Source organism: Streptomyces cinnabarinus (assembly GCF_027270315.1).
Taxonomy (GTDB): domain Bacteria; phylum Actinomycetota; class Actinomycetes; order Streptomycetales; family Streptomycetaceae; genus Streptomyces; species Streptomyces cinnabarinus.
On the sequence record NZ_CP114413.1, the window covers coordinates 6,041,142 to 6,066,680 of the forward strand.

Below are 25,539 nucleotides of genomic sequence, written 5' to 3' on the forward strand. Positions count from 1 at the left end.
GGGCCGGATGCGGGTGTGAGGGGCTAGCGGACCGGCTTGAAGTAGTGCGCGACCGCGAATCGGCCGATCTTCCGCCCGACCCGGTTGCCCACCACGTCCGCGGTCCGGAAGTGGATGCCCTCCCACACCCGTGCGTCGATCACGTCCCGGTTGAAGTCCGCCGAGTCCGTGTACGTCCGCGTCGTGCCGGTGACGGCCGAGTACACCCGCAGATCGATGTCACCGCCGGTCAGCCGGTCCAGTACGGCCATCACGGCCCCGTCGTTGGCGCAGTGCCCGCCGATGTACTCGGGGTAGGGAGGGGTGTTCGTCAGGGGCCGCCAGGACGGATCGCCCCCGGTCGAGGGGTTGCCGTCCGTGTGCGCCTGCCGGATCGCGGTGACCGGCCGCCACAGCGCGTAGGTCAGTTTGGCGTTCCAGGTGGTGATCGTCGCGTCCGCGGACGCGGTGTTAGCCGCCGCGAACAGCCGGGCCGCCTCGACGATGTCCGTCCCGCGCCGGGTGACCCGCTCCCGGTAGGCGGCCTGCAACTGCTGCGGCAGCGGATCCGTGAAGAACAGCGCCGTCTCGGTCTGCTCGGCCGTCCGCTCGGCACTGCCCCGCGCGCCCATCGCCTTCACCTCGGCGAAGTCCCGCGCGTACCGCTTCGAGGTCAGCCCGGGCGGCGGCCCCGGCAGGTACTGATCCGGCGAGTCCAGCAGCATCGGCCGCATCTTGCCCAGCCAGGGATTGGCGAAGGGCCGGTAGCCGGGCAGTTCGGGCCGCCACACCCCGGGCCCCGGTGATCGCTCGTACGTCAGGGGCGCGTCCCGCCCGTCCCCTTCGCGCAGCTCGACGAGGTGCTCGGCGGCCCGCTCCCCGAAGGCGACGCCGGCGTCCCGGGCCCGGCCCTCCGGGACCTTCGCCAGCGAGGCGCTGTAGGCGGCCTCGATCCGGGACTCGGAGGCCGGGAAGTACGTCAGCAGCACCCGGCGCGCGGCAGCGGCGGCGGCCGCCTCCGAGGAGGCGTGCCGAGGACCCCGTACGTCCCACTTGTACGGCGTGTAGCGGCCCTCGATGCCGACGACCGCGTTGTAGACGGCGGCCGAGACGAAGGCGTACCAGATGAACGGCTCGACGGTGGGTTTCCTGGCGTCGACGCTGACCACCTCGACGGCGGTCCGGCTCCAGTCGGTGATCACCTCGGAGTCCGGGGCCCGCCCGGTGGCCCCGGCGGGCGGGGCGAGGGGGAGCGCGGCGGCCAGCGTGAACGCGGACAGGCCGACGAGGAGGGTGCGGGGGATGGGCATGCGTCTCCTTGGGGTGGGCGGTTCGGGTGGGGTCGGTCAGCTCCGGGGCAGCGTCCCCGCGCGGTCCTGGTCGAGGAGCGGCGCCAGCAGATCGCCGTGGTCCTGGAGTCGGGGGGCCACGTCCGGTGCGGTGAAGGCCAGCTGGGTGGGGGAGCGGCACTCCTCGACCTCCGCCCAGGTGACGGGCGCGGAGACCCAGGGCTCGGGGCGGGCGCGCAGGGTGTAAGGGGTGGCCGTGGTCTTCCGGGCGGCGTTCTGGCTCCAGTCGACGAAGACCTTCCCGGGCCGCAGGCTGCGGGTCATCCGGTGCAGCGCCAGCCGCGGCATGGCTTTCTCGGCCTCCAGGGCGAGCCCTTTGGCGTACTCCGACACCTGGTCGGAGGAGGCACCCCGGACCGCGGCGAGCAGATGCAGCCCCTTGGACCCGGACGTCTTGGCGTACGCCTCGATCCCGTCCGCGGCGAGCCGCTCGCGCAGCCACAGGGCGACCTCGCAGCACTCGACGACGGTCGCCGGGGAACCGGGGTCGAGGTCGAGGACCAGCCGGTCGGCGGCGCCGGGCGCCTGGGCGACCCACTGGTGGGTGTGGAACTCGGCGACCAGGTTCGCGGCCCACATCAGGCTCGGCAGGTCCTGGACGAGCACCATCCGGGCCGGGCCCTCCGAACGGGGGACCTCGGCCGTGGTGACCCAGTCGGGTGTACCGGGCGGCACGTTCTTGGTGAAGAAGACCTGTCCGTCCGGCCCGTCCGGGTAGCGCAGGAAGGAGACCGGCCGGTCACGCAGATGGGGCAGCAGTACGTCGGCGGCGGTGGCGTAGTAGTGCAGCACCTCGCCCTTGGTGAAGCCGGTCGCCGGGTACAGCACCTTCTCCAGGTTGCTGAGCGCGAGCCGTCGCCCCTCCACCACTGTGATCGGCGTCATACGATGAGAATCCCATGGAAATAGGATGAAGTAGCCGCGAACTAGCCCAAACCGGATGAAGGGTGCTGCACGTGAGATCGATCTGGAACGGCGCCATCTCGTTCGGTCTGGTCAGCATCCCGATCAAGGTGGTGAACGCGACCGAGAACCATTCCATCTCCTTCCGCCAGATCCATACGGAGGACGGCGGGCGCATCCGGTACCGGAAGTTCTGCGAGCTGGAGGACCGGGAGGTCACCCAGTCGGAGATCGGCAAGGGGTACGAGGACGCGGACGGCTCGATCGTCCCGATCACGGACGAGGACCTGGCCCAGCTGCCCCTCCCGACCGCCAAGACGATCGAGATCGTGGCCTTCGTCCCGGCGGACAGCATCGACCCGCTCCAGATGGACGCGGCGTACTACCTGGCCGCGAGCGGCGCCCCGGCGGCGAAGCCGTACACCCTGCTGCGCGAGGCCCTGAAGCGCAGCAACAAGGTGGCCATCGCCAAGTTCGCGCTGCGGGGCCGTGAACGCCTCGGCATGCTCCGGGTGGTGGGCGAGGCGATCGCGATGCACGGCCTGCTCTGGCCGGACGAGGTCCGGGCCCCCGAGGGCGTCGCCCCCGACGTGGACGTGACCGTCCGCGACAAGGAACTGGACCTGGCGGACGCCCTGATGGACACGCTGGGCGAGGTGGACCTCGAAGACCTCCATGACGAGTACCGGGAGGCGGTGGAGGAGGTCATCGCCGCGAAGGCCGCGGGCGAGACCCCGCCGGCGACCCCGGAACCGGCCGAGGGCGGCAAGGTCCTGGACCTGATGGCGGCCCTGGAGAAGAGCGTCCGGGCGGCCAAGGAGTCCCGGGGCGAGGAGCCGGCGGAGGTCACCGAAATGCCCCGCAAGGCATCCCGGGCCACCCCGAAGCAGACGGCTGGCAAGAAGTCGACCGCGAAGAAGACGGCGGCCTCGGCGAAGAAGTCGACGGCCTCGGCCAGGAAGTCGACGTCCAAGTCGGCCCAGGCCACGAAGAAGTCGGCCTCCTCGACGAAGAGCACGGCAAAGAAGACAGCGGCGAAGAAGACGACGTCTCGCAAACGTACGGCGTGACTCCCCTGCCGTACTCCCTTCTCAGCCCACTCTCCGCAGGGCCGGCACCGCGTTGTGCTCGCGGAACCCGAACGAGTTGCTCAGCACCTCCGCCGGACGGCGGCCCGCGTCAGCAGCGCGGCGGGGTCCACCGGCACCACTCCCGCCACCCGCACCGGCAGCTCCGCGAACTCCTCCCCGGCCAACTCCCGTATCCCGTGCCGCCCGTCGAGCAGGCCCCGCCACAGCTCCCCTACCCCGACACCCAGCGGCGATACGGCCCGCCGCCCCCGGGACCCCACTGCGGCCCGCGACGACTCCGGCCGCGCGTGATGCCGTACGACGGAGCCGTCCCGGTCGGCGTCCCGGGGCCCGCCGCCGCACCTCGTCGTCCGTCGGCGTCCCGCCCCCGTCCGTGTCGAGATCGCGGTGCCACACACCCCAACGCCGCACGTACGTCACCTCGTCGGCCGGCGGGTACACGGTCCGAAGCGAGGTCACCCGGTCCCCGTCCCGGAACTCGACGCCGTCCAGCGGCGCCGACGACAGCAGCGGGACCTGCGGCACGTCCAGCCGACGGCACGCGACCGTCACCTCCCGGTCCACCCCGCCGAGCGGCGGCCGCAGGACCACTCGGATCGACTCCGGGGACTCGGGCGGCGTGTGCATCACGACGAACCACCGCTGCCGGCCGACGTCTTCGCCACATGACCGACAGGCCGTCTCGTCACGGAAAGGACATCGAGCCCATGCAGAGCTTGGCGATCATCGAGGCACCGTCGGTCCTCGGCCTACGGCCGGGCGGAGTGTCGGACCTGCCGAGGGCACTGCGCGGAGCGGGCCTGCTGGACGGCTTCCGGGTGGCCCGCGAAGAGCGGCTGGACCCCCCGGAGTACGACGAGGTACGCGACCCGGAGACGGCCGTACTCAACCCCACCGCCATCGCGCGCTACGCACTCACCCTCGCGGACGCCGTGGAATCCGCCCTGGACCAGGATCTGTTCCCGCTGGTCCTCGGTGGGGACTGCACGATCCTGCTGGGCAACCTCCTCGCCCTGCGCCGCCGGGGCCGCCCCGGACTGCTGTTCCTGGACGGCCACACCGACTTCTACCAGCCGTCCGCCGAGCCGCGGGGCGAGGTCGCCTCGATGGAACTGGCCCTGGCCACCGGCCGAGGCCCCGCCGTCCTCACCGACCTGGAAGGCCGCGCCCCGCTGCTACGGGACGAGGACGTCGTGGCTTTCGCCTTCCGGGACGCGGCGGAGTCCTCTCAGGCAGGCATGCAACCGCTCCCCGCCGCGCTGCACGCGATGGACTTGCCGACGGTCCGCGAACTGGGCATCGAACCGGCGACGCACCAGGCCCTCACCGCCCTCCCCGCCGCCCCCTTCTGGACCCACCTGGACGCCGACGTCCTGCACGACAACGTCATGCCGGCCGTCGACTACCGCCAACCCGACGGCCTGACCTGGCCGGAGCTCGACCACGTACTCACCGCCGCCCTCACCGACGACCGCTGCCGGGGCCTGGACGTCACGATCTTCAACCCCCACCTGGACCCCACAGGCACCATCACCACCCGCTTCACCGCCTGCCTCCGCCGGGCCCTCGCCGCGAGGGCGCTCACACAGTGAACGACTCGGGCCGGAGCCGCGCCACACCACAAAGGCGGCCAGCACCAGCTAGACCAGGTCAAGCAGATCCCCCCAACCGGCCCAGGTCAACGGCCGCCCCGGCGCGGTCATGCATGACGCGCAGTCCCGAGCAGTCGTCGTCTTCGAACTGACCATCACCGCCGGAACGGTCCACAAGATCCGCTCAGCACCAAACCGAGGGAAACTGACCCACACAGGCCCGGTCTCAGACCTGGGCAGACTCCCGGAAAGCAAAAGACCCCGCACTCAGCAACCAGCTGAAGGCGGGGTCTTCGGGCACCTCATCAGGGGTGCCCCCGGCAGGATTCGAACCTGCGCACACGGCTCCGGAGGCCGTTGCTCTATCCCCTGAGCTACGGGGGCTTGTCGGGCGCCTTGCTTGGCGGCGACGGGTAGAACACTACCAGCATCGGTGGGGTGTTCATGAACGTGTTTCCTGGGGGCGGGGGCGTCCGCAGGGGGTGGAAGTGGGCAAAACCCGGACGCGGTGGCCGGTCCGGACCTACTCTCGACTTGTGCCGGGCGCGTCGGGTCGGGTGCTTGTTGTGGACGACAACAAGGTCATCCGGCAGCTGATCAGGGTCAACCTCGAGCTGGAGGGCATCGAGGTCGTGACCGCGGCCGATGGTGCCGAGTGTCTGGATGTGGTTCATCAGGTGCGTCCGGACGTCGTCACCCTGGACGTCGTCATGCCCCGGCTGGACGGCCTCCGCACCGCCGCGCGCCTGCGTGCCGACCCCCGGACCCGCGACCTGCCCCTCGCCATCGTCAGCGCCTGTACGCAGCACGAGGTGGACAGCGGCCTCGACGTCGGTGTCGACGCCTTCCTCGCCAAACCCTTCGAGCCCTCCGAACTGGTCAGCCTGGTACGGAAGTTGATCGAGCGGAAGCGGATTCCCGGGCGCACCCTCGGGGCCACCGGCGCCAGTGCCGGCGCCGGCGGGAGAGGCTGTGGCGGGGACGGCGGCGTGGCCTGACATGCGGCTCCGATGATCGTCCATATCCCGGACCATCGTCCAAACCCGCTCGCTTACCCACCCCCCTTCTCCCATACGCTGGTCCCGTGACCCCCGTCGAGCTCTCCCGTACCGTGCTGCGCGCGGTGCGTCGTGCTGTCGATCAGGGGGAACTGCAGGTGGCCGTACCGGAGCGAGTGCTGGTGACCGCTCCCGGGCCCGGTGGCTGCGGCGACTACGCCACCAACGTCGCCCTCCAGCTCGCCCGCCCGGCCGGCCAGACGCCCCTGCGCGTCGCCGAGATCCTGCGGCCGCATCTGGTCGGGGAGGACGGGGTCGCCGACGTCGTCGTCACGGGGCCCGGATTCATCAACTTCAGCCTGCGGGGCGCCGGGACCACCACGCTGGTCGAGGAGATCCTGCGGCTCGGGGCGCGCTACGGGTTCGCCGACCGGCCCAGTGGGCAGATCGTGCAGCTGCACTGTCCGCACGAGGTGCGCGCCGTCGTCGTCATGGAGGTCGTCGCCCGGCTGCTGAGGTCGCAGGGCGCCCTCGTCCGGACCAGTTGTGCGGCCCGGCCCGAGCAGGGCTGGACGGATGTGCTCGGCGTGCGCGTCGACGCGCACGGACGGCCCGGCGCCCCCGCCCCGCTCGACGTCACCGTACGACCCGTCCCGGCCCCCTGCGATCCGCTGCCGCTCGGCCGGGACGCCGCCCGCTGGGCGCTGCTCCACCCCGCCGCCCACGACCGGCCCCGCATCGACGACGGGCACCTCGTCCAGCGCGAGGCCAACCCCCTCTTCCGCGTCCGTTACGCCCACGCCCGCACCCGCGCCCTCACCCGCAACGCCGCCGACCTCGGCTTCACCGCCGAACCGGGGTCCACGGCGGCTGAGCACGGCGGTCCCCAGGCCCTCGCCGACCACTCCCGCAACGCCGCCGACCTCGGCTTCACCGCCGAACCGGGGTCCACGGCGGCTGAGCACGGCGGTCCCCAGGCCCTCGCCGACCACTCCCGCAACGCCGCCGACCTCGGCTTCACCGCCGAACCGGGGTCCACGGCGGCTGAGCACGGCGGTCCCCAGGCCCTCGCCGCCGCCCTCGCCGACCACCCCCGCGTCCTCGCCGCCTCCGCCGCGCACCACGCCCCCGACCGTCTCGCCCGGCACCTCGTCACCGTCGCCGATGCCGCCCTCGCCTTCCTGCCCGCCGTGCTGCCGCGTGGTGCGGAGAAACCCTCGGCCGCCCACCGTGCCCGGCTCGCGCTCGCCGAAGCCGCCGGGACGGTGCTGGCCGGTGGCCTGTCCCTGCTCGGCATCGACGCACCCGAACACCTCTGAGGAAGCCACAAGAGTCATGAGCCGTTCCGCACACCCCGCCGGGCCCCGCCACGCCGATGTTCTGCCCGAGGGCCACTACTCCGCCCCGCCGGCGGACCTGAACGCCCTCGACGCGAAGGTGTGGGCCCAGACCGTCAGCCGTGACCAGGACGGTGTCGTCACCGTCGGCGGCATCGACGTGAACCGGCTCGCCGAGGAGTACGGCACCCCCGCCTATGTCATCGACGAGGCCGACTTCCGCTCCCGCGCCCGCGCCTGGCGCACCGCCTTCGGCACCGACGCCGATGTCTTCTATGCGGGCAAGGCCTTCCTCTCCCGCGCCGTCGTGCGGTGGCTGCACGAGGAGGGGCTCAACCTCGACGTGTGCTCCGGCGGTGAGCTCGCCACCGCCCTGTCCGCCGGGATGCCCGCCGACCGCATCGCCTTCCACGGCAACAACAAGTCGCCGGAGGAGATCGAGAGGGCCATCCGCGCCGGTGTCGGGCGGATCGTCCTCGACTCCTTCCAGGAGATCGTCCGCGTCGCCCACATCGCGCGCGAGCTCGGCAAGCGGCAGCGCGTGCAGATCCGTATCACCGTCGGCGTCGAGGCCCATACGCACGAGTTCATCGCCACCGCCCACGAGGACCAGAAGTTCGGCATTCCGCTGGCCGGGGGGCAGGCCGCGGAGGCCGTGCGGCGGGCGCTTCAGCTCGACAGCCTCGAACTGATCGGCATCCACTCACACATCGGCTCGCAGATCTTCGACATGAGCGGGTTCGAGGTCGCCGCCCACCGGGTGGTCGGGCTGCTCAAGGACATCCGGGACGAGCACGGGGTGGAGCTGCCCGAGATCGACCTCGGGGGCGGCCTCGGTATCGCTTACACCAGTGACGACGATCCCCGTGAGCCCCATGAGATCGCCAAGGCGCTCAACGAGATCGTCACCCGTGAGTGCGAGGCCGCCCGGCTGCGCACCCCGCGGATCTCCGTCGAGCCGGGGCGCGCCATCGTCGGGCCGACCGCCTTCACCCTCTACGAGGTCGGCACCATCAAGCCCCTCGACGGGCTGCGCACCTACGTCTCCGTCGACGGCGGCATGTCCGACAACATCCGCACCGCGCTCTATGACGCCGAGTACAGCGTCACCCTCGTCTCCCGCACCTCCGACGCCGGGCCGATGCTCGCCCGGGTCGTCGGCAAGCACTGCGAGAGCGGGGACATCGTGGTGCGGGACGCGTTCCTGCCCGCGGACCTGGCACCGGGTGACCTGATCGCCGTACCGGCGACCGGCGCCTACTGCCGGTCGATGGCCAGCAACTACAACCATGTGCTCCGGCCGCCCGTCGTCGCCGTGCACGACGGCGAGGCCCGGGTGATCGTCCGCCGGGAGACGGAGGAGGACCTCCTGCGTCTCGACGTCGGCTGAGAGCCCTCGGGGCGGAGGCGGAAGATCTTCTGTCTTCGCCTTCCAACATAATGAAATAGACATCTCACGATCCGGACCGGGGATAGAAACTCCGGTCCGGTGAGTGAGACTGGACCCACCGTAGAAGGTAAAGGAAACGAGGTCGGATGATGCGTACGCGTCCGCTGAAGGTGGCGCTGCTGGGCTGTGGAGTGGTCGGCTCAGAGGTGGCGCGCATCATGACGACGCACGCCGACGACCTCGCCGCCCGTATCGGTGCCCCCGTCGAGCTCGCCGGCGTGGCCGTGCGGCGGCCCGACAAGGTACGGGAGGGCATCCCGCGCGAGCTGATCACCACCGATGCCACCGCCCTCGTCAAGCGCGGCGACATCGACGTGGTCGTCGAGGTCATCGGCGGTATCGAGCCCGCCCGCTCGCTCATCACCACCGCCTTCGAGCACGGCGCCTCGGTCGTCTCCGCCAACAAGGCGCTCCTCGCCCAGGACGGCACCGATCTGCACGCCGCCGCCGAGGCCAACAACAAGGACCTCTATTACGAGGCCGCCGTCGCCGGTGCCATCCCGCTGATCCGCCCGCTGCGCGAGTCCCTCGCCGGCGACAAGGTCAACCGCGTGCTCGGCATCGTCAACGGCACCACCAACTTCATCCTCGACAAGATGGACTCCACGGGGGCGGGCTATCAGGAGGCCCTCGACGAGGCCACCGCCCTCGGGTACGCCGAGGCCGACCCGACCGCCGACGTCGAGGGCTTCGACGCCGCCGCCAAGGCCGCCATCCTCGCCGGGATCGCCTTCCACACGCGCGTGCGTCTCGATGACGTCTACCGCGAGGGCATGACCGAGGTCACCGCCGCCGACTTCGCCTCCGCCAAGGAGATGGGCTGCACGATCAAGCTGCTCGCCATCTGCGAGCGGGCCGAGGACGGCCAGTCGGTCACCGCGCGCGTGCACCCCGCGATGATCCCGCTCAGCCACCCGCTCGCCTCCGTGCGCGGCGCGTACAACGCCGTCTTCGTCGAGTCCGACGCCTCCGGCCAGCTGATGTTCTACGGCCCCGGCGCGGGCGGCGCCCCGACCGCCTCCGCCGTCCTCGGCGACCTCGTCGCCGTCTGCCGCAACCGGCTCAGCGGCACCACCGGACCCGGCGAGTCCGCCTACGCAGCGCTGCCCGTCTCCGGCATGGGTGACGTCGTCACGCGCTACCACATCAGCCTCGACGTCGCCGACAAACCGGGTGTTCTCGCCCAGGTGGCGACCGTGTTCGCCGAGCACGGTGTCTCGATCGATACGGTTCGGCAGCAGGGCAAGGACGGTGAGGCGTCCCTCGTCGTCGTGACCCACCGTGCGTCCGACGCGGCCCTCGGCGGCACCGTCGAGGCGCTGCGCAAGCTCGACACCGTGCGCGGTGTCGCCAGCATCATGCGGGTTGAAGGAGAGTAACCAGCAATGACCCACCAGTGGCGCGGAATCATCGAGGAGTACCGGGACCGGCTGCCGGTCTCCGACACCACGCCGGTCGTGACGCTCCGCGAGGGCGGCACGCCTCTCGTGCCCGCGCAGGTGCTCTCCGAGCGCACGGGCTGCGAGGTCCACCTGAAGGTGGAGGGCGCCAACCCGACCGGTTCCTTCAAGGACCGCGGTATGACCATGGCCATCACCAAGGCCAAGGAGGAGGGCGCGAAGGCGGTCATCTGCGCCTCCACCGGCAACACCTCGGCCTCCGCGGCCGCTTACGCCGTACGCGCGGGCATGGTGTCGGCCGTCCTGGTCCCGCAGGGCAAGATCGCGCTCGGCAAGATGGGCCAGGCCCTGGTGCACGGCGCGAAGATCCTCCAGGTCGACGGCAACTTCGACGACTGCCTCGACCTCGCCCGCGCGCTCAGCGACAACTACCCCGTGGCGCTGGTCAATTCGGTCAACCCGGTACGTATCGAGGGCCAGAAGACGGCCGCGTTCGAGATCGTGGACATGCTCGGCGACGCCCCCGACATCCACGTCCTGCCGGTGGGCAACGCGGGCAACATCACCGCGTACTGGAAGGGCTACACGGAGTACGCCGCCGACGGTGTCTCGCGGCGCACCCCGCGCATGTGGGGCTTCCAGGCGTCCGGTTCCGCGCCCATCGTGCGCGGGGAGGTCGTCAAGGACCCCTCGACGATCGCCACCGCGATCCGGATCGGCAATCCCGCCTCCTGGCAGTTCGCGCTCGCGGCCCGGGACGAGTCCGGCGGCCTCATCGACGAGGTGACGGACCGTGAGATCCTGCGCGCCTACCGGCTGTTGGCCGCCCAGGAGGGCGTCTTCGTGGAGCCGGCGTCCGCCGCGTCCGTCGCCGGTCTGCTGAAGGCCGCCGAGCAGGGCAAGGTCGACCCGGGCCAGAAGATCGTGTGCACCGTCACCGGCAACGGCCTGAAGGACCCCGACTGGGCCGTCGCGGGCGCCCCGCAGCCCGTCACCGTCCCCGTCGACGCGGCCACCGCGGCCGAGCGGCTGGGCCTGGCCTGATCAGCGCGGCACGGGGGTGCACAGGGGGCTTACGACACGCATCGTGCGCCTCCTGTGCGCCCTATGTCGCCACAGAACCTTCCTTCGATAGGCTGTACTGAACCCGCCCGCCGCATATGCCCGAGCATCCGGCGGGGCGCCGCGCCGTCTCCACGGCCCGAGAGTCATCCCGTACGTATCGAATGTCTTCGACAATCACGCAGCTCAAGGAGAGTCATCGAGCGATGGCCGGTCCAGCCTTCCGCGCCGCCGCCGTCCGGGTGCGCGTCCCCGCCACCAGCGCCAATCTAGGTCCGGGCTTCGACGCCCTCGGCCTGTCGCTGGGGCTCTACGACGACGTCGTCGTCCGGGTGGCCGACTCCGGGCTGCACATCGACATCGCGGGTGAGGGCAGCGAGACGCTGCCGCGCGACGAGAGCCACCTGCTCGTACGGTCCCTGCGCACCGCCTTCGACCTCCTGGGCGGCCAGCCGCGCGGCCTGGAGATCGTCTGCGCCAACCGCATCCCGCACGGCCGTGGCCTCGGCTCCTCCTCCGCCGCCATCTGCGCCGGAATCGTCGCCGCGCGTGCCGTGACCATAGGCGGTGAGTCCCGCCTCGACGACGCCGCCCTGCTGGAGCTGGCCACCGAGATCGAGGGCCACCCCGACAATGTCGCGGCCTGTCTGCTCGGCGGCTTCACGCTCTCCTGGATGGAGGCCGGCGCCGCCCGCGCGATCAGGATGGATCCCGCCGATTCCATCGTTCCGGTGGTTTTCGTGCCCGGGAAGCCGGTCCTCACCGAGACCGCGCGCGGCCTGCTCCCGCGCTCCGTGCCGCATGTCGACGCCGCCGCCAACGCGGGCCGTGCCGCCCTGCTCGTCGAGGCCCTCACCCGGCGCCCCGAGCTGCTGCTGCCCGCCACCGAGGACCGGCTCCACCAGGAGTACCGCGCCCCGGCCATGCCGGAGAGCGCCGCGCTGGTGGAACGGCTGCGGGCCGACGGGATCCCCGCGGTGATCTCCGGAGCGGGACCCACCGTGCTGGCGCTCGCCGATGACGACAGCGCCGACAAGGTCGCCGATCTGGCAGGTGCGGGCTGGGCCGCGAACCGGCTCGAGCTCGACGCCCGGGGAGCGAGCGTGCTGCCGCTTGCTCCTTGACACACGGTTGCCGGATTTCGAGAGGGGGAATGTTTGTTGGATCCGGTAGTGTTAACCTCAAGTCTGCACCCGACCCCACCATGGCGAGGTGCTTTGTGTCCCCGTCCGGGACAGACATTCTTCCGGGAGCCTCCCAAGTCGCACTGTGTTCCGTACGACGTACGCGGGCAGTACCTCGTACACGAGCACTGAGCGACTCGCCGGGCACGCTCCGGAACCGGTGCGACCAAGCCAGCTGACACGGACACTCGGTGCCACGGCTTGGGGAAGCGCCATCACCGATATTTTCTTCCGCCGCTTAGGCGGACCACCGCCCCGGCCGGTCCACGACAGGGACCAAGGTCGGACAGCACAACCGGTCGCCGAGCCAGACAGGCCGACGTCCGCTCCAGGGAAGGACCCTTCGTGAGCGACACCACCGATCTGATGGGCGCACGTGTCGAGGAGACCGCTGCCGCGCCCGCCACGGACGCCTCCGCGCCTGCCACCGGTGCCGGCTCCCGGCGGCGCCGCGGTACCGGCCTCGAGGGCATGGTGCTGGCCGAGCTTCAGCAGGTCGCATCCGGCCTCGGCATCAGGGGCACGGCGCGTATGCGCAAGAGCCAGCTGATCGAGGTCATCAAGGAAGCGCAGGCCGGCGGGGGCGGAGCGGCTCCCAAGGCGGAGGCCGCCACCGAGACCAAGCCCAAGCGCCGGGCCACCTCCAAGGCCCGCACCGGCGAGGACGCGCCCGCCAAGAAGGCGGCGAAGGCCGAGGCGCCCGCCGAGAAGGCAGTGGCGCAGCAGCAGATCGAGATCCCCGGCCAGCCGGCCGGCGGCACCGCTCGTGCCGGCGAGAACACCGACGAGGCTCCCGCCGAGCGCCGTCGCCGTCGTGCCACCGCCGAGGCCGGTGCGCCCGCGGCCGCCGCGCCGGAGACCATCGCCGCCGAGGCCAAGAGCGAGCCCAAGGCCGAGACGCCCGCGCAGGCGCAGGGCGAGGCCAAGGGCGACGCCGGTGACGGCGAGGGCCGCCGCCGGGACCGCCGTGAGCGTGGCCGGGACCGCGACCGCGGTGACCGAGGTGACCGCGGCGACCGTGGTGACCGTCGTAAGGGCGACGACCAGCAGGGCGGCCAGCGCGGTCAGCAGCAGGGCCAGCAGCAGGGCGGCGGCCGCCAGGACCGCAACGCCGGTCCGCAGGACGACGACGACTTCGAGGGCGGCCGGCGTGGCCGTCGCGGCCGTTACCGCGACCGCCGTGGCCGCCGTGGCCGCGACGAGATGGGCCAGGAGCCGCAGATCGCCGAGGACGACGTCCTGATCCCGGTCGCGGGCATCCTCGACATCCTCGACAACTACGCGTTCATCCGGACCTCCGGCTACCTGCCCGGCCCGAACGACGTGTACGTCTCCCTCGCCCAGGTCCGCAAGAACGGTCTGCGCAAGGGTGACCACGTCACCGGCGCGGTCCGTCAGCCCAAGGAGGGCGAGCGCCGCGAGAAGTTCAACGCGCTGGTCCGCCTGGACTCCGTCAACGGCATGGCGCCCGAACACGGCCGCGGCCGCCCGGAGTTCAACAAGCTGACCCCGCTCTACCCGCAGGACCGCCTCCGGCTGGAGACGGACCCGGGTGTGCTGACGACCCGCATCATCGACCTCGTGTCGCCGATCGGTAAGGGCCAGCGCGGTCTGATCGTGGCCCCGCCGAAGACCGGCAAGACCATGATCATGCAGGCGATCGCCAACGCGATCACGCACAACAACCCCGAGTGCCACCTGATGGTCGTCCTGGTCGACGAGCGTCCGGAAGAGGTCACCGACATGCAGCGGTCGGTCAAGGGCGAGGTCATCTCCTCGACCTTCGACCGCCCGGCCGAGGACCACACCACGGTCGCCGAGCTCGCCATCGAGCGTGCCAAGCGTCTGGTGGAGCTGGGTCACGACGTCGTCGTGCTGCTCGACTCGATCACGCGTCTGGGCCGTGCGTACAACCTCGCCGCGCCCGCCTCCGGCCGCATCCTGTCCGGTGGTGTCGACTCGACCGCCCTGTACCCGCCGAAGCGCTTCTTCGGTGCGGCGCGGAACATCGAGGACGGCGGCTCGCTGACCATCCTCGCCACCGCCCTGGTGGACACCGGGTCCCGCATGGACGAGGTGATCTTCGAGGAGTTCAAGGGCACCGGCAACGCCGAGCTCAAGCTCGACCGCAAGCTCGCCGACAAGCGCATCTTCCCGGCGGTGGACGTCGACGCGTCCGGCACCCGTAAGGAAGAGATCCTGCTCGCCAGCGACGAGCTCGCCATCGTCTGGAAGCTGCGCCGGGTGCTGCACGCGCTCGACCAGCAGCAGGCGGTCGAACTGCTCCTCGACAAGATGAAGCAGACCAAGTCGAACGCCGAGTTCCTGATGCAGATCCAGAAGACGACGCCGACCCCTGGCAACGGCGACTGATCAACAGCCGGTAAGAGGGCCACCCTTGGTTCAAGGGTGGCCCTCTTCGTTGTCGTAGGGCCGGGGTACGATCTCGCTCTTCGAACTTGTGATCCCGAGGGGGGACATTCGTGGGTACAGCCATGTCCGGGGGCGGACGGCACAGACGTCGGATGCGGATCGCCCTGCCCGTCGCCGCGGCCGGTGTGGCCGCGGCCATCGGTGCCGCGCTGCTGACGTCGTCGGCCGGTGCCGCCTCGGCGGAGCCGAACCCGCCGGCCGTGCCGAGCGCCGGTTCGCCCACGCTCGCCGAGCTGGAGCAGCGCGTCCTGGGGGCCGCCGCCCACGACGACACCGCCGGAGTCTCGTCCGCCAAGTCGTCGTACAGCGGCTCCGCCACGGCCGACAGCTCCACCACGGTCGACGCGAAGATCATCGGCGGCACCACGACGACCATCACCACGGCGCCGTGGATGGCCCAGCTCTGGTACCAGGACGAGACGAACGGCGTCTACTTCTTCTGCGGCGGCTCCGTGGTCTCGCCGACGAAGATCCTCACCGCCGCGCACTGCGTCCAGGGCTACAACTGGAAGGCGTATGGGGCCATCGTCACCGGCACCTCGCAACTGCCCGACGGGGACCTCAACGGCGGCACCGTCACCGCGGTCCAGCGGCAGTGGAACCACCCCTCCTACAGCTCGCGGACGATCGACAACGACATCGCGGTGCTGACCCTGGCCAACCCGGTCAAGGCCACCCCGATCAAGATGGCGACGTCCACCGAGACCGCCGCCTACGCGGCCGGCACCAGCGCCAAGGTCTACGGCTGGGGCCGCACCAGCTCCACCAACCAGGACGTCTCGGAGACGCTGAAGACGGCGACCCTGCCGATGCAGTCCGACGCCACCTGCTCCGGCTTCTACGGCGCCGACTACGTCAAGGGCCACATGGTCTGCGCGGGCCAGCCCGCCAGCGGCAGCGACAGCGGCACCACTTCCGCCTGCAACGGCGACTCCGGCGGTCCGCTCGTCGTCAACAACCGCGTCGTGGGCGTGGTCTCCTGGGGTGTGCAGGACTGTGTCGCCAAGGGCGCGTACAGCGTCTTCGCCAAGGTCAGGACGTACGTCGGCGCGACCTACCCGCGCATCGACGACACCAACCTGAGCCTCGACGACAAGGCCGACCTGTGGGTGCGCAACTCCTCCACGAAGACCGGCTACGAGAAGGACTCCAAGGGCACCTCCTTCGGCGCCCGTGAGTCCTGGGGCAACTGGAGCGCCTTCAACGTCGTCCTCCAGAACGACCTGAACCGCGACGGCTACCAGGACCTGCTGGTCCGCCGCAGCTCCGACGGCGACGTCTTCTGGAAGCACTGGGTGCCCGCCAGCGGCTCCTGGGCCACCACGAAGGTCGCCGACAACTGGAAGACCCGCACCCGCATCGTCGTCCCCGGCGACCTCACCGGCGACTACCTGCCCGACCTGGTGTCCGTGGACTCCGCCGGCAAGGCGTGGCTCTACCCGGGCAAGGGCAACGGCACCTTCGGGAGCCGGGTGCAGATCGGCACCGGCAGCGGCTGGAACCAGTACAACGTGCTGGTCGGACACGGTGACTTCTCCGGCGACGGCAAGGCCGACCTGATCGCCCGCACCGGCAGCAACGGCTACGTCTACCTGTACCAGGGCACCGGCAAGTCCTCCGCCCCCTTCGCGTCCCGCGTGAAGGTGCGCACCTGGAGCGGCTCGACGTACAACAAGGTCGCCGTGGTCGGTGACGTCAGCGGTGACGGCAAGGCCGACGTCCTGGCCCGCACCCCCGGCGGCACGCTCTACCTGTACAAGGGCACCGGCAAGGCCACCAGCGAGATCTTTGCCACAAGAATCTCGGTCGGCACCGATTTCAAGCAGTACGACATCTTCGGCTGAAATCGCAGGTGAAGGGCGTTTGACCGGAAGATTCCGGTGCGCGCTGTGGCCACTCATTCACAGGGTGGCCACAGCGCGTTGTGCAACCCTTTCCCGAGTTTCGCCGTCTGACCTGGCGGAGCGACGATGGTGCGGTACGGGTCCTTGGACCACGCCTGGCCCTGAAAGCAGGGGGTAACCGACCGGACGAGAACCGAGGAGCACATGTCTGCCGAGAGCACGCCGGAGTCCGGCATACCGGATGGCACCGGCCCCACGGCCCCGGGCCACCGCCCCAAGGGTCACCGCCGCAAGCCCCGCGACAAGCGCGGCAAGGGCCTGCGGATCGCGGCCTGGACCGCCGCCGGGATCGTCGTCCTGGGCGGCACCGGAGCCGGCTATCTGTACTTCAAGCTCAACGGCAACATCGACAGCGTTGACATCGACCAGGCCCTCGGCACCGACCGCCCGGAGAAGGTCGACAACGGCTCGGAGAACATCCTCGTCCTCGGCTCCGACACCCGCTCCGGCTCCAACCAGGACCTCGGCGGCGGCGCCGACGACGGCAGCGCCCGCTCCGACACCGCGATGATCGTGCACGTCTACAAGGGCCACAAGAAGGCCAGCGTGGTCTCCATCCCGCGCGACACCCTCATCGACCGGCCCGAGTGCACCGACACCGACGGCAACACCCACGACGCCGCGAGCGGCGTGATGTTCAACTCGGCGTACACCACCGGCGGTGCGGCCTGCGCGGTGAAGACCGTCGAGTCGATCACCGATCTGCGCATGGACCACTATCTGGAGGTCGACTTCAGCGGCTTCCAGAAGCTGATCGACGACCTCGGCGGCGTGGAGATCACCACCACCGAGGACATCAGCGACCCCGACAGCCATCTGAACCTCAAGGCCGGCACCCACACCCTGGACGGCGAGCAGGCCCTCGGCCTGGTCCGCACCCGGCACGGCGTCGGCGACGGCTCCGACCTCGGCCGGATCCAGCTCCAGCAGGCCTTCATCAAGGCACTGATCGCCCAGGTCAAGGACGTCGGCCTGTTCACCAGCCCGAAGAAGCTCTACGACCTGGCGGACACCGCGACCAAGACGATCACCACCGACTCCGACCTCGGCTCGGTCAACAAGCTCATGACCTTCGCCAACGGTCTGAGGGGCATCAGCCCGAACGACATGACCATGGTGACGATGCCGGTCCAGTACGACCCCGCCAACGCCAACCGCGTGCTGCCCGAGGAGAAGAAGGCAGAACAGGTCTGGAAGGCCCTGAAGAACGACCGTGCGATCCCGAAGTCGGCGACCGAGGGGACGGCCACGGGGCAGGCGAAGGACGTCGTCAGCGCCGGCTAGCGGCGCTCGGGAATACCTGACGCGCACCCCCCGTTTTGGGGGATGGCCCCAGTCCTGGCAGACTGGTACGTCGGCCCCGGTTCACGCCCCCGCATCCCGCGATGGCGACCCGGTGCCCTCCCGAAACTAGGAGACACCTTGAAGCGCGACATCCACCCCGAGTACGTCGAGACGCAGGTCAGCTGCACCTGTGGCGCGTCGTTCACCACCCGTAGCACGATCGCGAGCGGCGCCATCCGCGCCGAGGTCTGCTCCGAGTGCCACCCGTTCTACACGGGCAAGCAGAAGATCCTCGACACCGGTGGCCGTGTGGCCCGCTTCGAGGCCCGCTTCGGCAAGGCTGCCGGCTCCAAGAAGTAGCGAGCCCCATTTCGCCGGTCCACGGCCGCGCCCTCACCGGGGCGTGTCCGGGACCGGCGTTTTTGGTAGCCCTTGCACTTCCCTTCGTACGCATTTCAGGAGCCGAAAGATGTTCGAGGCCGTCGAGGAACTCGTCGCCGAGCACGCCGATCTGGAGAAGCAGCTCGCCGACCCGTCGGTCTTCGCCGACCAGGCGAACGCGCGCAGGCTGAACAAGCGCTACGCCGAGCTCACCCCGATCGTCGCCACGTTCCGCTCCTGGAAGCAGACGGGCGACGACATCGAGACCGCTCGTGAACTGGCCGCCGACGACCCGGAGTTCGCCGCGGAGGTCAAGGAGCTGGACAAGCAGCGCGAGGAGCTGACCGAGAAGCTCCGCCTGCTGCTGGTCCCGCGTGACCCCAGCGACGACAAGGACGTCATCCTGGAGATCAAGGCCGGCGCCGGCGGCGACGAGTCCGCCCTGTTCGCCGGTGATCTGCTGCGCATGTACCTGCGCTACGCCGAGCGCGTCGGCTGGAAGACCGAGATCATCGATGCCACCGAGTCCGAGCTCGGCGGCTACAAGGACGTCCAGGTCGCCGTGAAGACCAAGGGCGGCCAGGGCGCCACGGAGCCCGGTCAGGGCGTGTGGGCCCGGCTGAAGTACGAGGGCGGCGTGCACCGGGTGCAGCGCGTCCCGGCCACCGAGTCCCAGGGCCGCATCCACACCTCCGCGGCCGGTGTGCTGGTCACGCCGGAGGCCGAGGAGGTCGAGGTCGAGATCAACCCCAACGACCTCCGGATCGACGTCTACCGCTCCTCCGGGCCGGGCGGGCAGTCCGTCAACACCACGGACTCCGCCGTGCGCATCACGCACATCCCCACCGGAGTGGTCGCTTCCTGCCAGAACGAGAAGAGCCAGCTGCAGAACAAGGAGCAGGCACTGCGTATCCTGCGCTCCAGGCTGCTCGCCGCGGCTCAGGAGGAAGCGGAGAAGGAAGCCGCCGACGCCCGCCGCAGCCAGGTCCGCACCGTCGACCGCTCCGAGAAGATCCGTACGTACAACTTCCCGGAGAATCGCATCTCGGACCACCGCGTGGGATTCAAGGCGTACAACCTGGACCAGGTCCTGGACGGCGAACTCGACGCGGTGATCCAGGCCTGCGTCGACGCGGACTCGGCCGCCAAGCTCGCAGCCGCGTAAGGCACGGAGACGGAAGTACCGGAGGACGAGCGTGAACCTGCTGCTCGCGGAGGTGGCGCAGGCCACCCAGCGGCTGGCCGACGCCGGCGTGCCCTCGCCGCGCAACGACGCGGAGGAGCTCGCCGCGTTCGTGCACGGTGTGAAGCGGGGCGAGCTGCACTCCGTGCGGGACGCCGACTTCGATGCCCGGTACTGGGAGGTCATCGCCCGCCGTGAGCAGCGCGAGCCGCTCCAGCACATCACCGGCCGCGCCTTCTTCCGGTACCTGGAGCTCCAGGTCGGCCCCGGCGTCTTCGTGCCCCGCCCCGAGACCGAGTCGGTGGTGGGCTGGGCCATAGACGCCGTACGCGCGATGGATGTCGTGGAGCCGCTCATCGTCGACCTGTGCACGGGCTCGGGCGCCATCGCGCTCGCCCTCGCCCAGGAGGTCCCGCGCTCACGGGTGCACGCCGTGGAGCTGTCCGAGGACGCGCTGCGCTGGACCCGCAAGAACATGGAGGGCTCCAGGGTCGACCTGCGTCAGGGCAACGCCCTCGACGCCTTCCCCGACCTCGACGGCCAGGTCGACCTGGTCATCTCCAACCCGCCCTACATCCCGCTCACCGAGTGGGAGTACGTGGCGCCCGAGGCCCGCGACTACGATCCCGAACTCGCCCTGTTCTCCGGCGAGGACGGCCTCGAGCTGATCCGCGGCATCGAGCGCACCGCGCACCGGCTGCTGCGCCCCGGCGGTGTCGTCGTCATCGAGCATGCCGACACCCAGGGCGGCCAGGTGCCGTGGATCTTCACCGAGGAGCGGGGCTGGGCCGACGCGGCCGACCACCCGGACCTCAACAACCGCCCCCGGTTCGCCACGGCCCGCAAGGCCCTGCCGTGAGCACCCCCAAGTCCTTTCAGCTGTACGTGTACGAGGAGGCCCGCTAGACATGGCTCGGCGATACGACACCAATGACGCGACCGACCGCACGACCGGTCTGCGTGAGGCCGCGTCCGCCGTCCGCCGGGGCGAGCTCGTGGTGCTGCCGACGGACACCGTGTACGGCATCGGCGCCGACGCCTTCTCCAAGGAGGCGGTGGGCGATCTGCTGGAGGCCAAGGGGCGCGGCCGCAGCATGCCCACGCCCGTCCTCATCGGCTCCCCGAACACGCTGCACGGCCTGGTCACCGACTTCTCCGAGCTGGCCTGGGAGCTGGTCGACGCGTTCTGGCCGGGCGCGCTGACGCTGGTCGCCAAGCACCAGCCGTCCCTTCAGTGGGACCTGGGCGACACCCGTGGCACGGTCGCGGTGCGGATGCCGCTGCACCCGGTGGCGATCGAGCTGCTGACCGAGGTCGGCCCGATGGCGGTCTCCTCGGCCAACCTGACCGGGCACCCGGCTCCGGAGGACTGCGACGCGGCCCAGGGCATGCTCGGCGACTCCGTCTCCGTCTACCTCGACGGCGGTCCCACGCCCGGCATCGTCCCGTCGTCGATTGTTGACGTCACGGGTGAGGTGCCGCTGCTGCTGCGCGAGGGCGCGATCACGGCGGAGGAGCTGCGCAAGGTGGTACCCGACCTTGAGGTGGCGAATTGACAGCCCCTGACGCGGGGCGTGGCATAGGCAACGGGGAACGAGCAGCGGAGATCACGACCACCTTCGTCGGGCTCCCGCGCGACACCTTCCGCATCCTCCACGTCAGCACCGGCAACGTCTGCCGCTCGCCGATCACCGAGCGGCTGACCCGGCACCATGTGTCGCAGCGGCTCGGCGTCCTCGGCGGGGCGCTGATCGTGGAGAGCGCGGGCACCTGGGGCCATGAGGGCGCGCCCATGGAGGCCAACGCGGAGACGGTCCTCGCCGACTTCGGCGCGGACGCCTCCGGCTTCGTGGGCCGGGAGCTGCTGGACGAGCATGTGATCCGCGCCGACCTGGTCCTGACCGCGACCCGGGACCACCGCGCGCAGGTCATCTCGATGGGCCACTCGGCGGGCCTGCGCACCTTCACCCTGAAGGAGTTCACCCGCCTGGTGAGGGCCATCGACCCGGCGACCCTGCCGCCGCTGGAGGACGGCATCGTCGAGCGCGCCCGCGCCCTGGTCCGGGCCGCCGCGGCCCTGCGGGGCTGGCTGCTGGCGCCCACGGCGGAGGCGGACGAGGTGTTCGACCCGTACGGCGCCCCGCTGACCTTCTTCCGGTCGATCGGCGACGAGATACACCAGGCGCTCGACCCGGTGGTCACAGCGCTGACCGGCGTAGCGACGCGCACCTAGAGCCTGTTGCGAGCTCCCCGCCTGCGCCCCGACGCCCGGCACGAACGCCGCTGCGCCCGCGCTTCGCGCGGACGACGGGGAACTCGCAACAGGCCCTGGCCGAGCGGTGCGCCTGGGGCGGGCCTACATTGGTGCTACGTCACCGTCGACGCCCCGGAGCCCATCATGTCGGTCAGCCCTGTCCTAGAGGCCGATGTCCTGCGTCGGCAGGATCCCGAGCTGGCGGAGATCCTGCTCGGGGAACGGGAGCGGCAGGCGAGCACCCTGCAGCTGATCGCCGCCGAGAACTTCACCTCGCCGGCCGTGCTGGCCGCGCTCGGCTCGCCGCTCGCCAACAAGTACGCCGAGGGCTATCCCGGCGCCCGGCACCACGGCGGCTGCGAGATCGTCGACGTCGCCGAGCGGATCGCCGTTGACCGCGCCAAGGGGCTGTTCGGCGCCGAGCACGCCAACGTCCAGGCGCACTCGGGCTCTTCGGCCGTGCTGGCCGCCTACGCGGCCCTGCTGCGCCCCGGCGACACCGTCCTCGCCCTCGGCCTGCCCTACGGCGGCCATCTCACCCACGGTTCGCCCGCCAACTTCTCCGGCCGCTGGTTCGACTTCGTCCCCTACGGCGTCGACGCGGAGACCGGTCTCCTCGACCACGAGCAGGTTCGGACGCTGGCCCGCAGCCACCGGCCCAAGGCCATCGTGTGCGGGTCCATCTGCTACCCCCGGCACATCGACTACGCCTTCTTCCGCGAGGTCGCCGACGAGGTGGGCGCCTATCTCATCGCCGACGCCGCCCATCCCATCGGCCTGGTCGCCGGGGGAGCGGCGCCCAGCCCCCTGCCGTACGCGGACATCGTGTGCGCCACCACCCACAAGGTGCTGCGCGGGCCGCGCGGCGGGATGATCCTGTGCGGCGCCGAGCTCGCCGAACGGGTCGACCGGGCCGTGTTCCCCTTCACCCAGGGCGGTGCGCAGATGCACACCATCGCCGCGAAGGCCGTCGCGTTCGGCGAGGCGGCAACACCGGCGTTCACCGCGTACGCCCATCAGGTGGTCGCCAACGCCCGGGTGCTCGCCGCCGGTCTCGCCGCCGAGGGGCTCGTCGTCACCACCGGCGGCACCGACACCCATCTGATCACCGCCGACCCCGCGCCGCTCGGCGTCGACGGCCGCACCGGCCGCGGACTGCTCGCCGCCGCCGGAATCGTCCTGGACTGCTGTGCTCTTCCCCACGGTGACTCCCGCGGCCTGCGCCTGGGCACCGCCGCGCTGACCACCCAGGGCATGGGGGAGCAGGAGATGGCCCAGGTCAGCGCGCTGATCGCGGGGGTGCTGCGGGGCGAGGCGGAAGCGGTCAGGGCACGTGAAGAAGTACGGGATCTTGCCGGGGGATTTCCGCCGTATCCCGGCTGAGCCTGGGTAGACGCACCCGTGTGCACAGCCTCACGTGCAACCATCGTCGCTACCCGGAAGTCCCCAACCATATGCGTGCATCGCTAGGGTGTGGGGCTGAGATGGCCAGCGAGACCTGTGGGGAAGCCTGTGCGTGAATACCTGCTGACGCTCTGCATCACGGCCGCGGTGACGTACCTGCTCACGGGGCCGGTGCGGAAGTTCGCGATCGTGGCCGGGGCGATGCCGGAGATCCGGGCACGTGACGTGCACCGGGAACCCACTCCGCGCCTCGGCGGTATCGCCATGTTCTTCGGGCTGTGCGCGGGACTGCTGGTCGCCGACCACCTGGCAAACCTCAGCACCGTCTTCGAGAACTCCAACGAACCGCGCGCCCTGCTCTCGGGTGCCGCGCTGATCTGGCTGATCGGCGTCCTGGACGACAAGTTCGAGATCGACGCCCTGATCAAGCTGGGCGGCCAGATGATCGCCGCCGGCGTCATGGTCATGCAGGGTCTGACGATCCTGTGGCTGCCCATCCCCGGCTTCGGCTCGGTGGCGCTGACCCAGTGGCAGGGCACCCTGCTCACGGTCGCGCTGGTCGTCATCACCATCAACGCGGTCAACTTCGTCGACGGCCTCGACGGCCTCGCGGCGGGCATGGTGTGCATCGCCTCGGCCGCGTTCTTCCTCTACGCCTACCGCGTCTGGGTGTCGTACGGCATCGAGGCCGCCGCCCCGGCGACGCTGTTCTCGGCGATCCTGATGGGCATGTGCCTGGGCTTCCTGCCGCACAACATGCATCCCGCGCGCATCTTCATGGGCGACTCGGGGTCGATGCTGATCGGCCTGGTGCTCGCGGCGGGCGCGATCTCCATCACGGGTCAGGTCGACCCGGACGCGCTGAAGCTGTTCGCGGGCTCGGAGAAGGCGGCCGTGCACCAGACGGTGCCGGTGTACATCCCGCTGCTGCTGCCGCTGACCATCATCGCGATCCCGGCCGCGGACCTGGTGCTGGCGATCGTGCGGCGCACCTGGCGCGGCCAGTCCCCGTTCGCCGCGGACCGAGGCCATCTGCACCACCGGCTCCTGGAGATCGGCCACTCGCACAGCCGGGCCGTGCTCATCATGTACTTCTGGTCCGCGCTGATCGCCTTCGGCGCCCTGGCCTACTCGGTGAACTCGGCGTCCATGTGGATCGTGCTGGGCGTGGTGTTCCTCAGCGCTATCGGTCTTGTCCTGCTGCTGCTCCCGCGGTTCACCCCGCGCGCCCCGCGCTGGGCCCAGGCCTTCGTGCCGCCGCGCTACCGGCGCCGTGCGCCCGTGGTGGAACCGGCGGCTGCCACTCCGCAGACCGCGATGGAGGAACCCCGTACTCCGGTACCCGCCGGGGTCAACGGTGCTACGGCTCTCGGCGCTCGTTCGCGCCACCTGGACCGGCGTAAAGCCGGAACGTCGCGCTGACGCCAAGGTAAGAATCTGACTAGAGCATTGCCAAACCGTGGGGGAACCAAGCGGCGCAATACCAGACAAATGGGCGCCGTTCCTGCACATACGCGCACTGTCACTCTCATGTGTGACAGCGAGCACACCTGCCAGGTAAAGACCTCATCAAATAGTTTGTGATACGGTTCACGAGAACCCGGGATAGAGCCGAAGGACCGTAGTGCGACGGTCCATCGGAGTGAGGTTCTCTCTCAGCCCGGGACTACGCTCGTCCATGACGACACCCCTGCCCCCTGTGAAAGCGGAGTTGCCGCCATGCCGTCCAATGACGCCCGGAACCTTCTGCAGTGCGCTGTGCCCACAGCGGCTGCCGGCGCGATTGTCGTCGCCGTCAGCGCTGCGGTGGCCGGCGGCAAGGGGGCAATCGGTGCGGCGGTCGGCACACTGCTCGCCATCCTGTTCATGGGAATCGGCCTGTACGTCCTGCAGTGGACGGCAAAAACGCTCCCGCAGTTGTTCCAGGCCATGGGGTTGATGCTTTATGTCGCCCAGCTCCTGCTTCTTCTGATCTTCGTCGCCCTCTTCAAGGACACCTCTCTCTTCAATGCGAAGACGTTCGCGATTTCGCTCGTCGTCGCAACCGTCGTGTGGATGGCCGCGCAGGCTCGTGCGCATATGAAGGCCAAGCTCTTCTACATCGACCCGGACTCCACGAAGAGCGAGAAGCCCGAGAAGACAGGGCCGTCGTCGTGAGGGGTAGGGGCGGGATAAAGGCCTGGGGGAACTCCTGCTATCGTCCGGTGCCAACTGCGGCATCGCGGGCGCGGGCATCCAAGCTGACGCCTGCTCGATCGCGAGGCTTGATGCCCCAGAGCCGCCCTCACATCCGTAACACCAGTCCGGTGCCGACCCGCGGCTGCGCGCCGCGCCGACACAACGAGGTTGCC

At 70.4% G+C, this 25,539-nt stretch carries 22 protein-coding genes and 1 tRNA gene; 19 read left to right on the top strand and 4 right to left on the bottom strand.

Going from position 1 to position 25,539, the window contains the following annotated elements; translation table 11 throughout:
* Nucleotides 1-23: 23 nt before the first annotated feature.
* Both STRCI_RS27495 and ligD read right to left on the bottom strand, forming a co-directional pair.
* The gene (locus tag STRCI_RS27495; protein WP_269661646.1) at nt 24-1,289 is read right to left on the bottom strand and encodes a vanadium-dependent haloperoxidase; all 1,266 of its coding nucleotides are present in this window, start codon (nt 1,287-1,289) and stop codon (nt 24-26) included.
* Between the two features lie 36 nt (nt 1,290-1,325).
* On the bottom strand, nt 1,326-2,213 hold the full coding sequence (ligD, locus tag STRCI_RS27500) for a non-homologous end-joining DNA ligase (protein ID WP_269661647.1): 888 nt from the start codon (nt 2,211-2,213) through the stop codon (nt 1,326-1,328).
* A gap of 71 nt (nt 2,214-2,284) precedes the next feature.
* Between ligD and ku the strand changes: the two genes are divergently transcribed.
* Nucleotides 2,285-3,301, top strand: a complete 1,017-nt coding sequence (gene ku, locus STRCI_RS27505; RefSeq protein WP_472926752.1) for a non-homologous end joining protein Ku — start codon at nt 2,285-2,287, stop codon at nt 3,299-3,301.
* A gap of 80 nt (nt 3,302-3,381) precedes the next feature.
* Here ku and STRCI_RS43395 read toward each other — a convergent pair whose 3' ends face one another.
* A complete protein-coding gene (locus STRCI_RS43395) occupies nt 3,382-3,582 on the bottom strand; it encodes a beta-ketoacyl synthase N-terminal-like domain-containing protein (RefSeq protein ID WP_336298822.1) in 201 nt (66 codons plus the stop codon).
* Nucleotides 3,583-4,029: 447 nt separating this feature from the next.
* On the opposite strand from STRCI_RS43395, the gene STRCI_RS27515 reads away from it, so the two are divergent.
* A complete protein-coding gene (locus STRCI_RS27515) occupies nt 4,030-4,914 on the top strand; it encodes an arginase family protein (protein ID WP_269661649.1) in 885 nt (294 codons plus the stop codon).
* Nucleotides 4,915-5,226: 312 nt separating this feature from the next.
* On the opposite strand, the gene STRCI_RS27520 is transcribed toward STRCI_RS27515, so the two are convergent.
* Nucleotides 5,227-5,298: transfer RNA gene (locus STRCI_RS27520), tRNA-Arg, on the bottom strand.
* Nucleotides 5,299-5,402: 104 nt separating this feature from the next.
* Between STRCI_RS27520 and STRCI_RS27525 the strand changes: the two genes are divergently transcribed.
* The 17 genes from STRCI_RS27525 to STRCI_RS27605 all read left to right on the top strand — a co-directional run bounded on the left by STRCI_RS27525 (nt 5,403) and on the right by STRCI_RS27605 (nt 25,345).
* Complete coding sequence (locus STRCI_RS27525; RefSeq protein WP_269661650.1) at nt 5,403-5,912, top strand: response regulator; 510 nt, start codon at nt 5,403-5,405, stop codon at nt 5,910-5,912.
* Nucleotides 5,913-5,998: 86 nt separating this feature from the next.
* The gene (gene nrtL / locus STRCI_RS27530) at nt 5,999-7,231 is read left to right on the top strand and encodes an ArgS-related anticodon-binding protein NrtL (protein ID WP_269661651.1); all 1,233 of its coding nucleotides are present in this window, start codon (nt 5,999-6,001) and stop codon (nt 7,229-7,231) included.
* Nucleotides 7,232-7,247: 16 nt separating this feature from the next.
* Nucleotides 7,248-8,639 (top strand): diaminopimelate decarboxylase, encoded by a 1,392-nt coding sequence (lysA, locus tag STRCI_RS27535; RefSeq protein ID WP_269661652.1) that lies wholly within the window; start codon nt 7,248-7,250, stop codon nt 8,637-8,639.
* A 146-nt stretch (nt 8,640-8,785) separates the two neighbouring features.
* Nucleotides 8,786-10,078, top strand: a complete 1,293-nt coding sequence (locus tag STRCI_RS27540; RefSeq protein ID WP_269661653.1) for a homoserine dehydrogenase — start codon at nt 8,786-8,788, stop codon at nt 10,076-10,078.
* A 6-nt stretch (nt 10,079-10,084) separates the two neighbouring features.
* Nucleotides 10,085-11,143, top strand: coding sequence for a threonine synthase (gene thrC, locus STRCI_RS27545; protein WP_269661654.1), 1,059 nt, complete (start codon nt 10,085-10,087; stop codon nt 11,141-11,143).
* A 224-nt stretch (nt 11,144-11,367) separates the two neighbouring features.
* Nucleotides 11,368-12,285 carry a homoserine kinase gene (gene thrB / locus STRCI_RS27550; protein WP_269661655.1) on the top strand — a complete coding sequence of 306 codons (918 nt, stop codon included), beginning with the start codon at nt 11,368-11,370 and terminating at the stop codon, nt 12,283-12,285.
* 405 nt (nt 12,286-12,690) lie between these two features.
* Nucleotides 12,691-14,718 (top strand): transcription termination factor Rho, encoded by a 2,028-nt coding sequence (rho, locus tag STRCI_RS27555; protein ID WP_269661656.1) that lies wholly within the window; start codon nt 12,691-12,693, stop codon nt 14,716-14,718.
* 152 nt (nt 14,719-14,870) lie between these two features.
* Nucleotides 14,871-16,622: a trypsin-like serine protease gene (locus tag STRCI_RS27560; RefSeq protein ID WP_269661657.1), complete on the top strand. Its 1,752-nt coding sequence runs from the start codon at nt 14,871-14,873 to the stop codon at nt 16,620-16,622.
* A gap of 204 nt (nt 16,623-16,826) precedes the next feature.
* On the top strand, nt 16,827-17,966 hold the full coding sequence (locus STRCI_RS27565; protein ID WP_269661658.1) for an LCP family protein: 1,140 nt from the start codon (nt 16,827-16,829) through the stop codon (nt 17,964-17,966).
* 138 nt (nt 17,967-18,104) lie between these two features.
* Nucleotides 18,105-18,326, top strand: coding sequence for a 50S ribosomal protein L31 (gene rpmE, locus STRCI_RS27570; protein ID WP_269661659.1), 222 nt, complete (start codon nt 18,105-18,107; stop codon nt 18,324-18,326).
* Between the two features lie 109 nt (nt 18,327-18,435).
* The gene (prfA, locus tag STRCI_RS27575) at nt 18,436-19,512 is read left to right on the top strand and encodes a peptide chain release factor 1 (RefSeq protein ID WP_269661660.1); all 1,077 of its coding nucleotides are present in this window, start codon (nt 18,436-18,438) and stop codon (nt 19,510-19,512) included.
* A 31-nt stretch (nt 19,513-19,543) separates the two neighbouring features.
* Entirely contained in the window at nt 19,544-20,389 is an 846-nt protein-coding gene (prmC, locus tag STRCI_RS27580) for a peptide chain release factor N(5)-glutamine methyltransferase (protein WP_269661661.1), read from the top strand.
* 49 nt (nt 20,390-20,438) lie between these two features.
* Nucleotides 20,439-21,086 (top strand): L-threonylcarbamoyladenylate synthase, encoded by a 648-nt coding sequence (locus STRCI_RS27585; RefSeq protein ID WP_269661662.1) that lies wholly within the window; start codon nt 20,439-20,441, stop codon nt 21,084-21,086.
* Nucleotides 21,083-21,763 carry an arsenate reductase/protein-tyrosine-phosphatase family protein gene (locus STRCI_RS27590; protein ID WP_015657810.1) on the top strand — a complete coding sequence of 227 codons (681 nt, stop codon included), beginning with the start codon at nt 21,083-21,085 and terminating at the stop codon, nt 21,761-21,763. Before STRCI_RS27585 ends, STRCI_RS27590 begins: the two co-directional genes overlap by 4 nt.
* 165 nt (nt 21,764-21,928) lie before the next feature.
* Nucleotides 21,929-23,167, top strand: coding sequence for a serine hydroxymethyltransferase (locus tag STRCI_RS27595; protein WP_269661663.1), 1,239 nt, complete (start codon nt 21,929-21,931; stop codon nt 23,165-23,167).
* A 129-nt stretch (nt 23,168-23,296) separates the two neighbouring features.
* Nucleotides 23,297-24,610, top strand: coding sequence for an MraY family glycosyltransferase (locus STRCI_RS27600; RefSeq protein ID WP_269661664.1), 1,314 nt, complete (start codon nt 23,297-23,299; stop codon nt 24,608-24,610).
* Nucleotides 24,611-24,907: 297 nt separating this feature from the next.
* Nucleotides 24,908-25,345, top strand: coding sequence for a Cg1360 family ATP-synthase-associated protein (locus tag STRCI_RS27605; RefSeq protein WP_269661665.1), 438 nt, complete (start codon nt 24,908-24,910; stop codon nt 25,343-25,345).
* Nucleotides 25,346-25,539: the final 194 nt, after the last annotated feature.

Bases quoted from the DNA above. Each gene is read 5' to 3' on its own strand.
- STRCI_RS27540 (WP_269661653.1), top strand. From the start codon at position 8,786: ATGATGCGTACGCGTCCGCTGAAGGTGGCGCTGCTGGGCTGTGGAGTG.
- lysA (WP_269661652.1), top strand. From the start codon at position 7,248: ATGAGCCGTTCCGCACACCCCGCCGGGCCCCGCCACGCCGATGTTCTG.
- prfA (WP_269661660.1), top strand. From the start codon at position 18,436: ATGTTCGAGGCCGTCGAGGAACTCGTCGCCGAGCACGCCGATCTGGAG.
- ligD (WP_269661647.1), bottom strand. From the start codon at position 2,213: ATGACGCCGATCACAGTGGTGGAGGGGCGACGGCTCGCGCTCAGCAAC.
- STRCI_RS27585 (WP_269661662.1), top strand. From the start codon at position 20,439: ATGGCTCGGCGATACGACACCAATGACGCGACCGACCGCACGACCGGT.
- STRCI_RS27515 (WP_269661649.1), top strand. From the start codon at position 4,030: ATGCAGAGCTTGGCGATCATCGAGGCACCGTCGGTCCTCGGCCTACGG.
- STRCI_RS27565 (WP_269661658.1), top strand. From the start codon at position 16,827: ATGTCTGCCGAGAGCACGCCGGAGTCCGGCATACCGGATGGCACCGGC.
- thrB (WP_269661655.1), top strand. From the start codon at position 11,368: ATGGCCGGTCCAGCCTTCCGCGCCGCCGCCGTCCGGGTGCGCGTCCCC.
- STRCI_RS27605 (WP_269661665.1), top strand. From the start codon at position 24,908: ATGCCGTCCAATGACGCCCGGAACCTTCTGCAGTGCGCTGTGCCCACA.
- STRCI_RS27560 (WP_269661657.1), top strand. From the start codon at position 14,871: ATGCGGATCGCCCTGCCCGTCGCCGCGGCCGGTGTGGCCGCGGCCATC.
- thrC (WP_269661654.1), top strand. From the start codon at position 10,085: ATGACCCACCAGTGGCGCGGAATCATCGAGGAGTACCGGGACCGGCTG.
- STRCI_RS27595 (WP_269661663.1), top strand. From the start codon at position 21,929: ATGTCGGTCAGCCCTGTCCTAGAGGCCGATGTCCTGCGTCGGCAGGAT.
- STRCI_RS27495 (WP_269661646.1), bottom strand. From the start codon at position 1,289: ATGCCCATCCCCCGCACCCTCCTCGTCGGCCTGTCCGCGTTCACGCTG.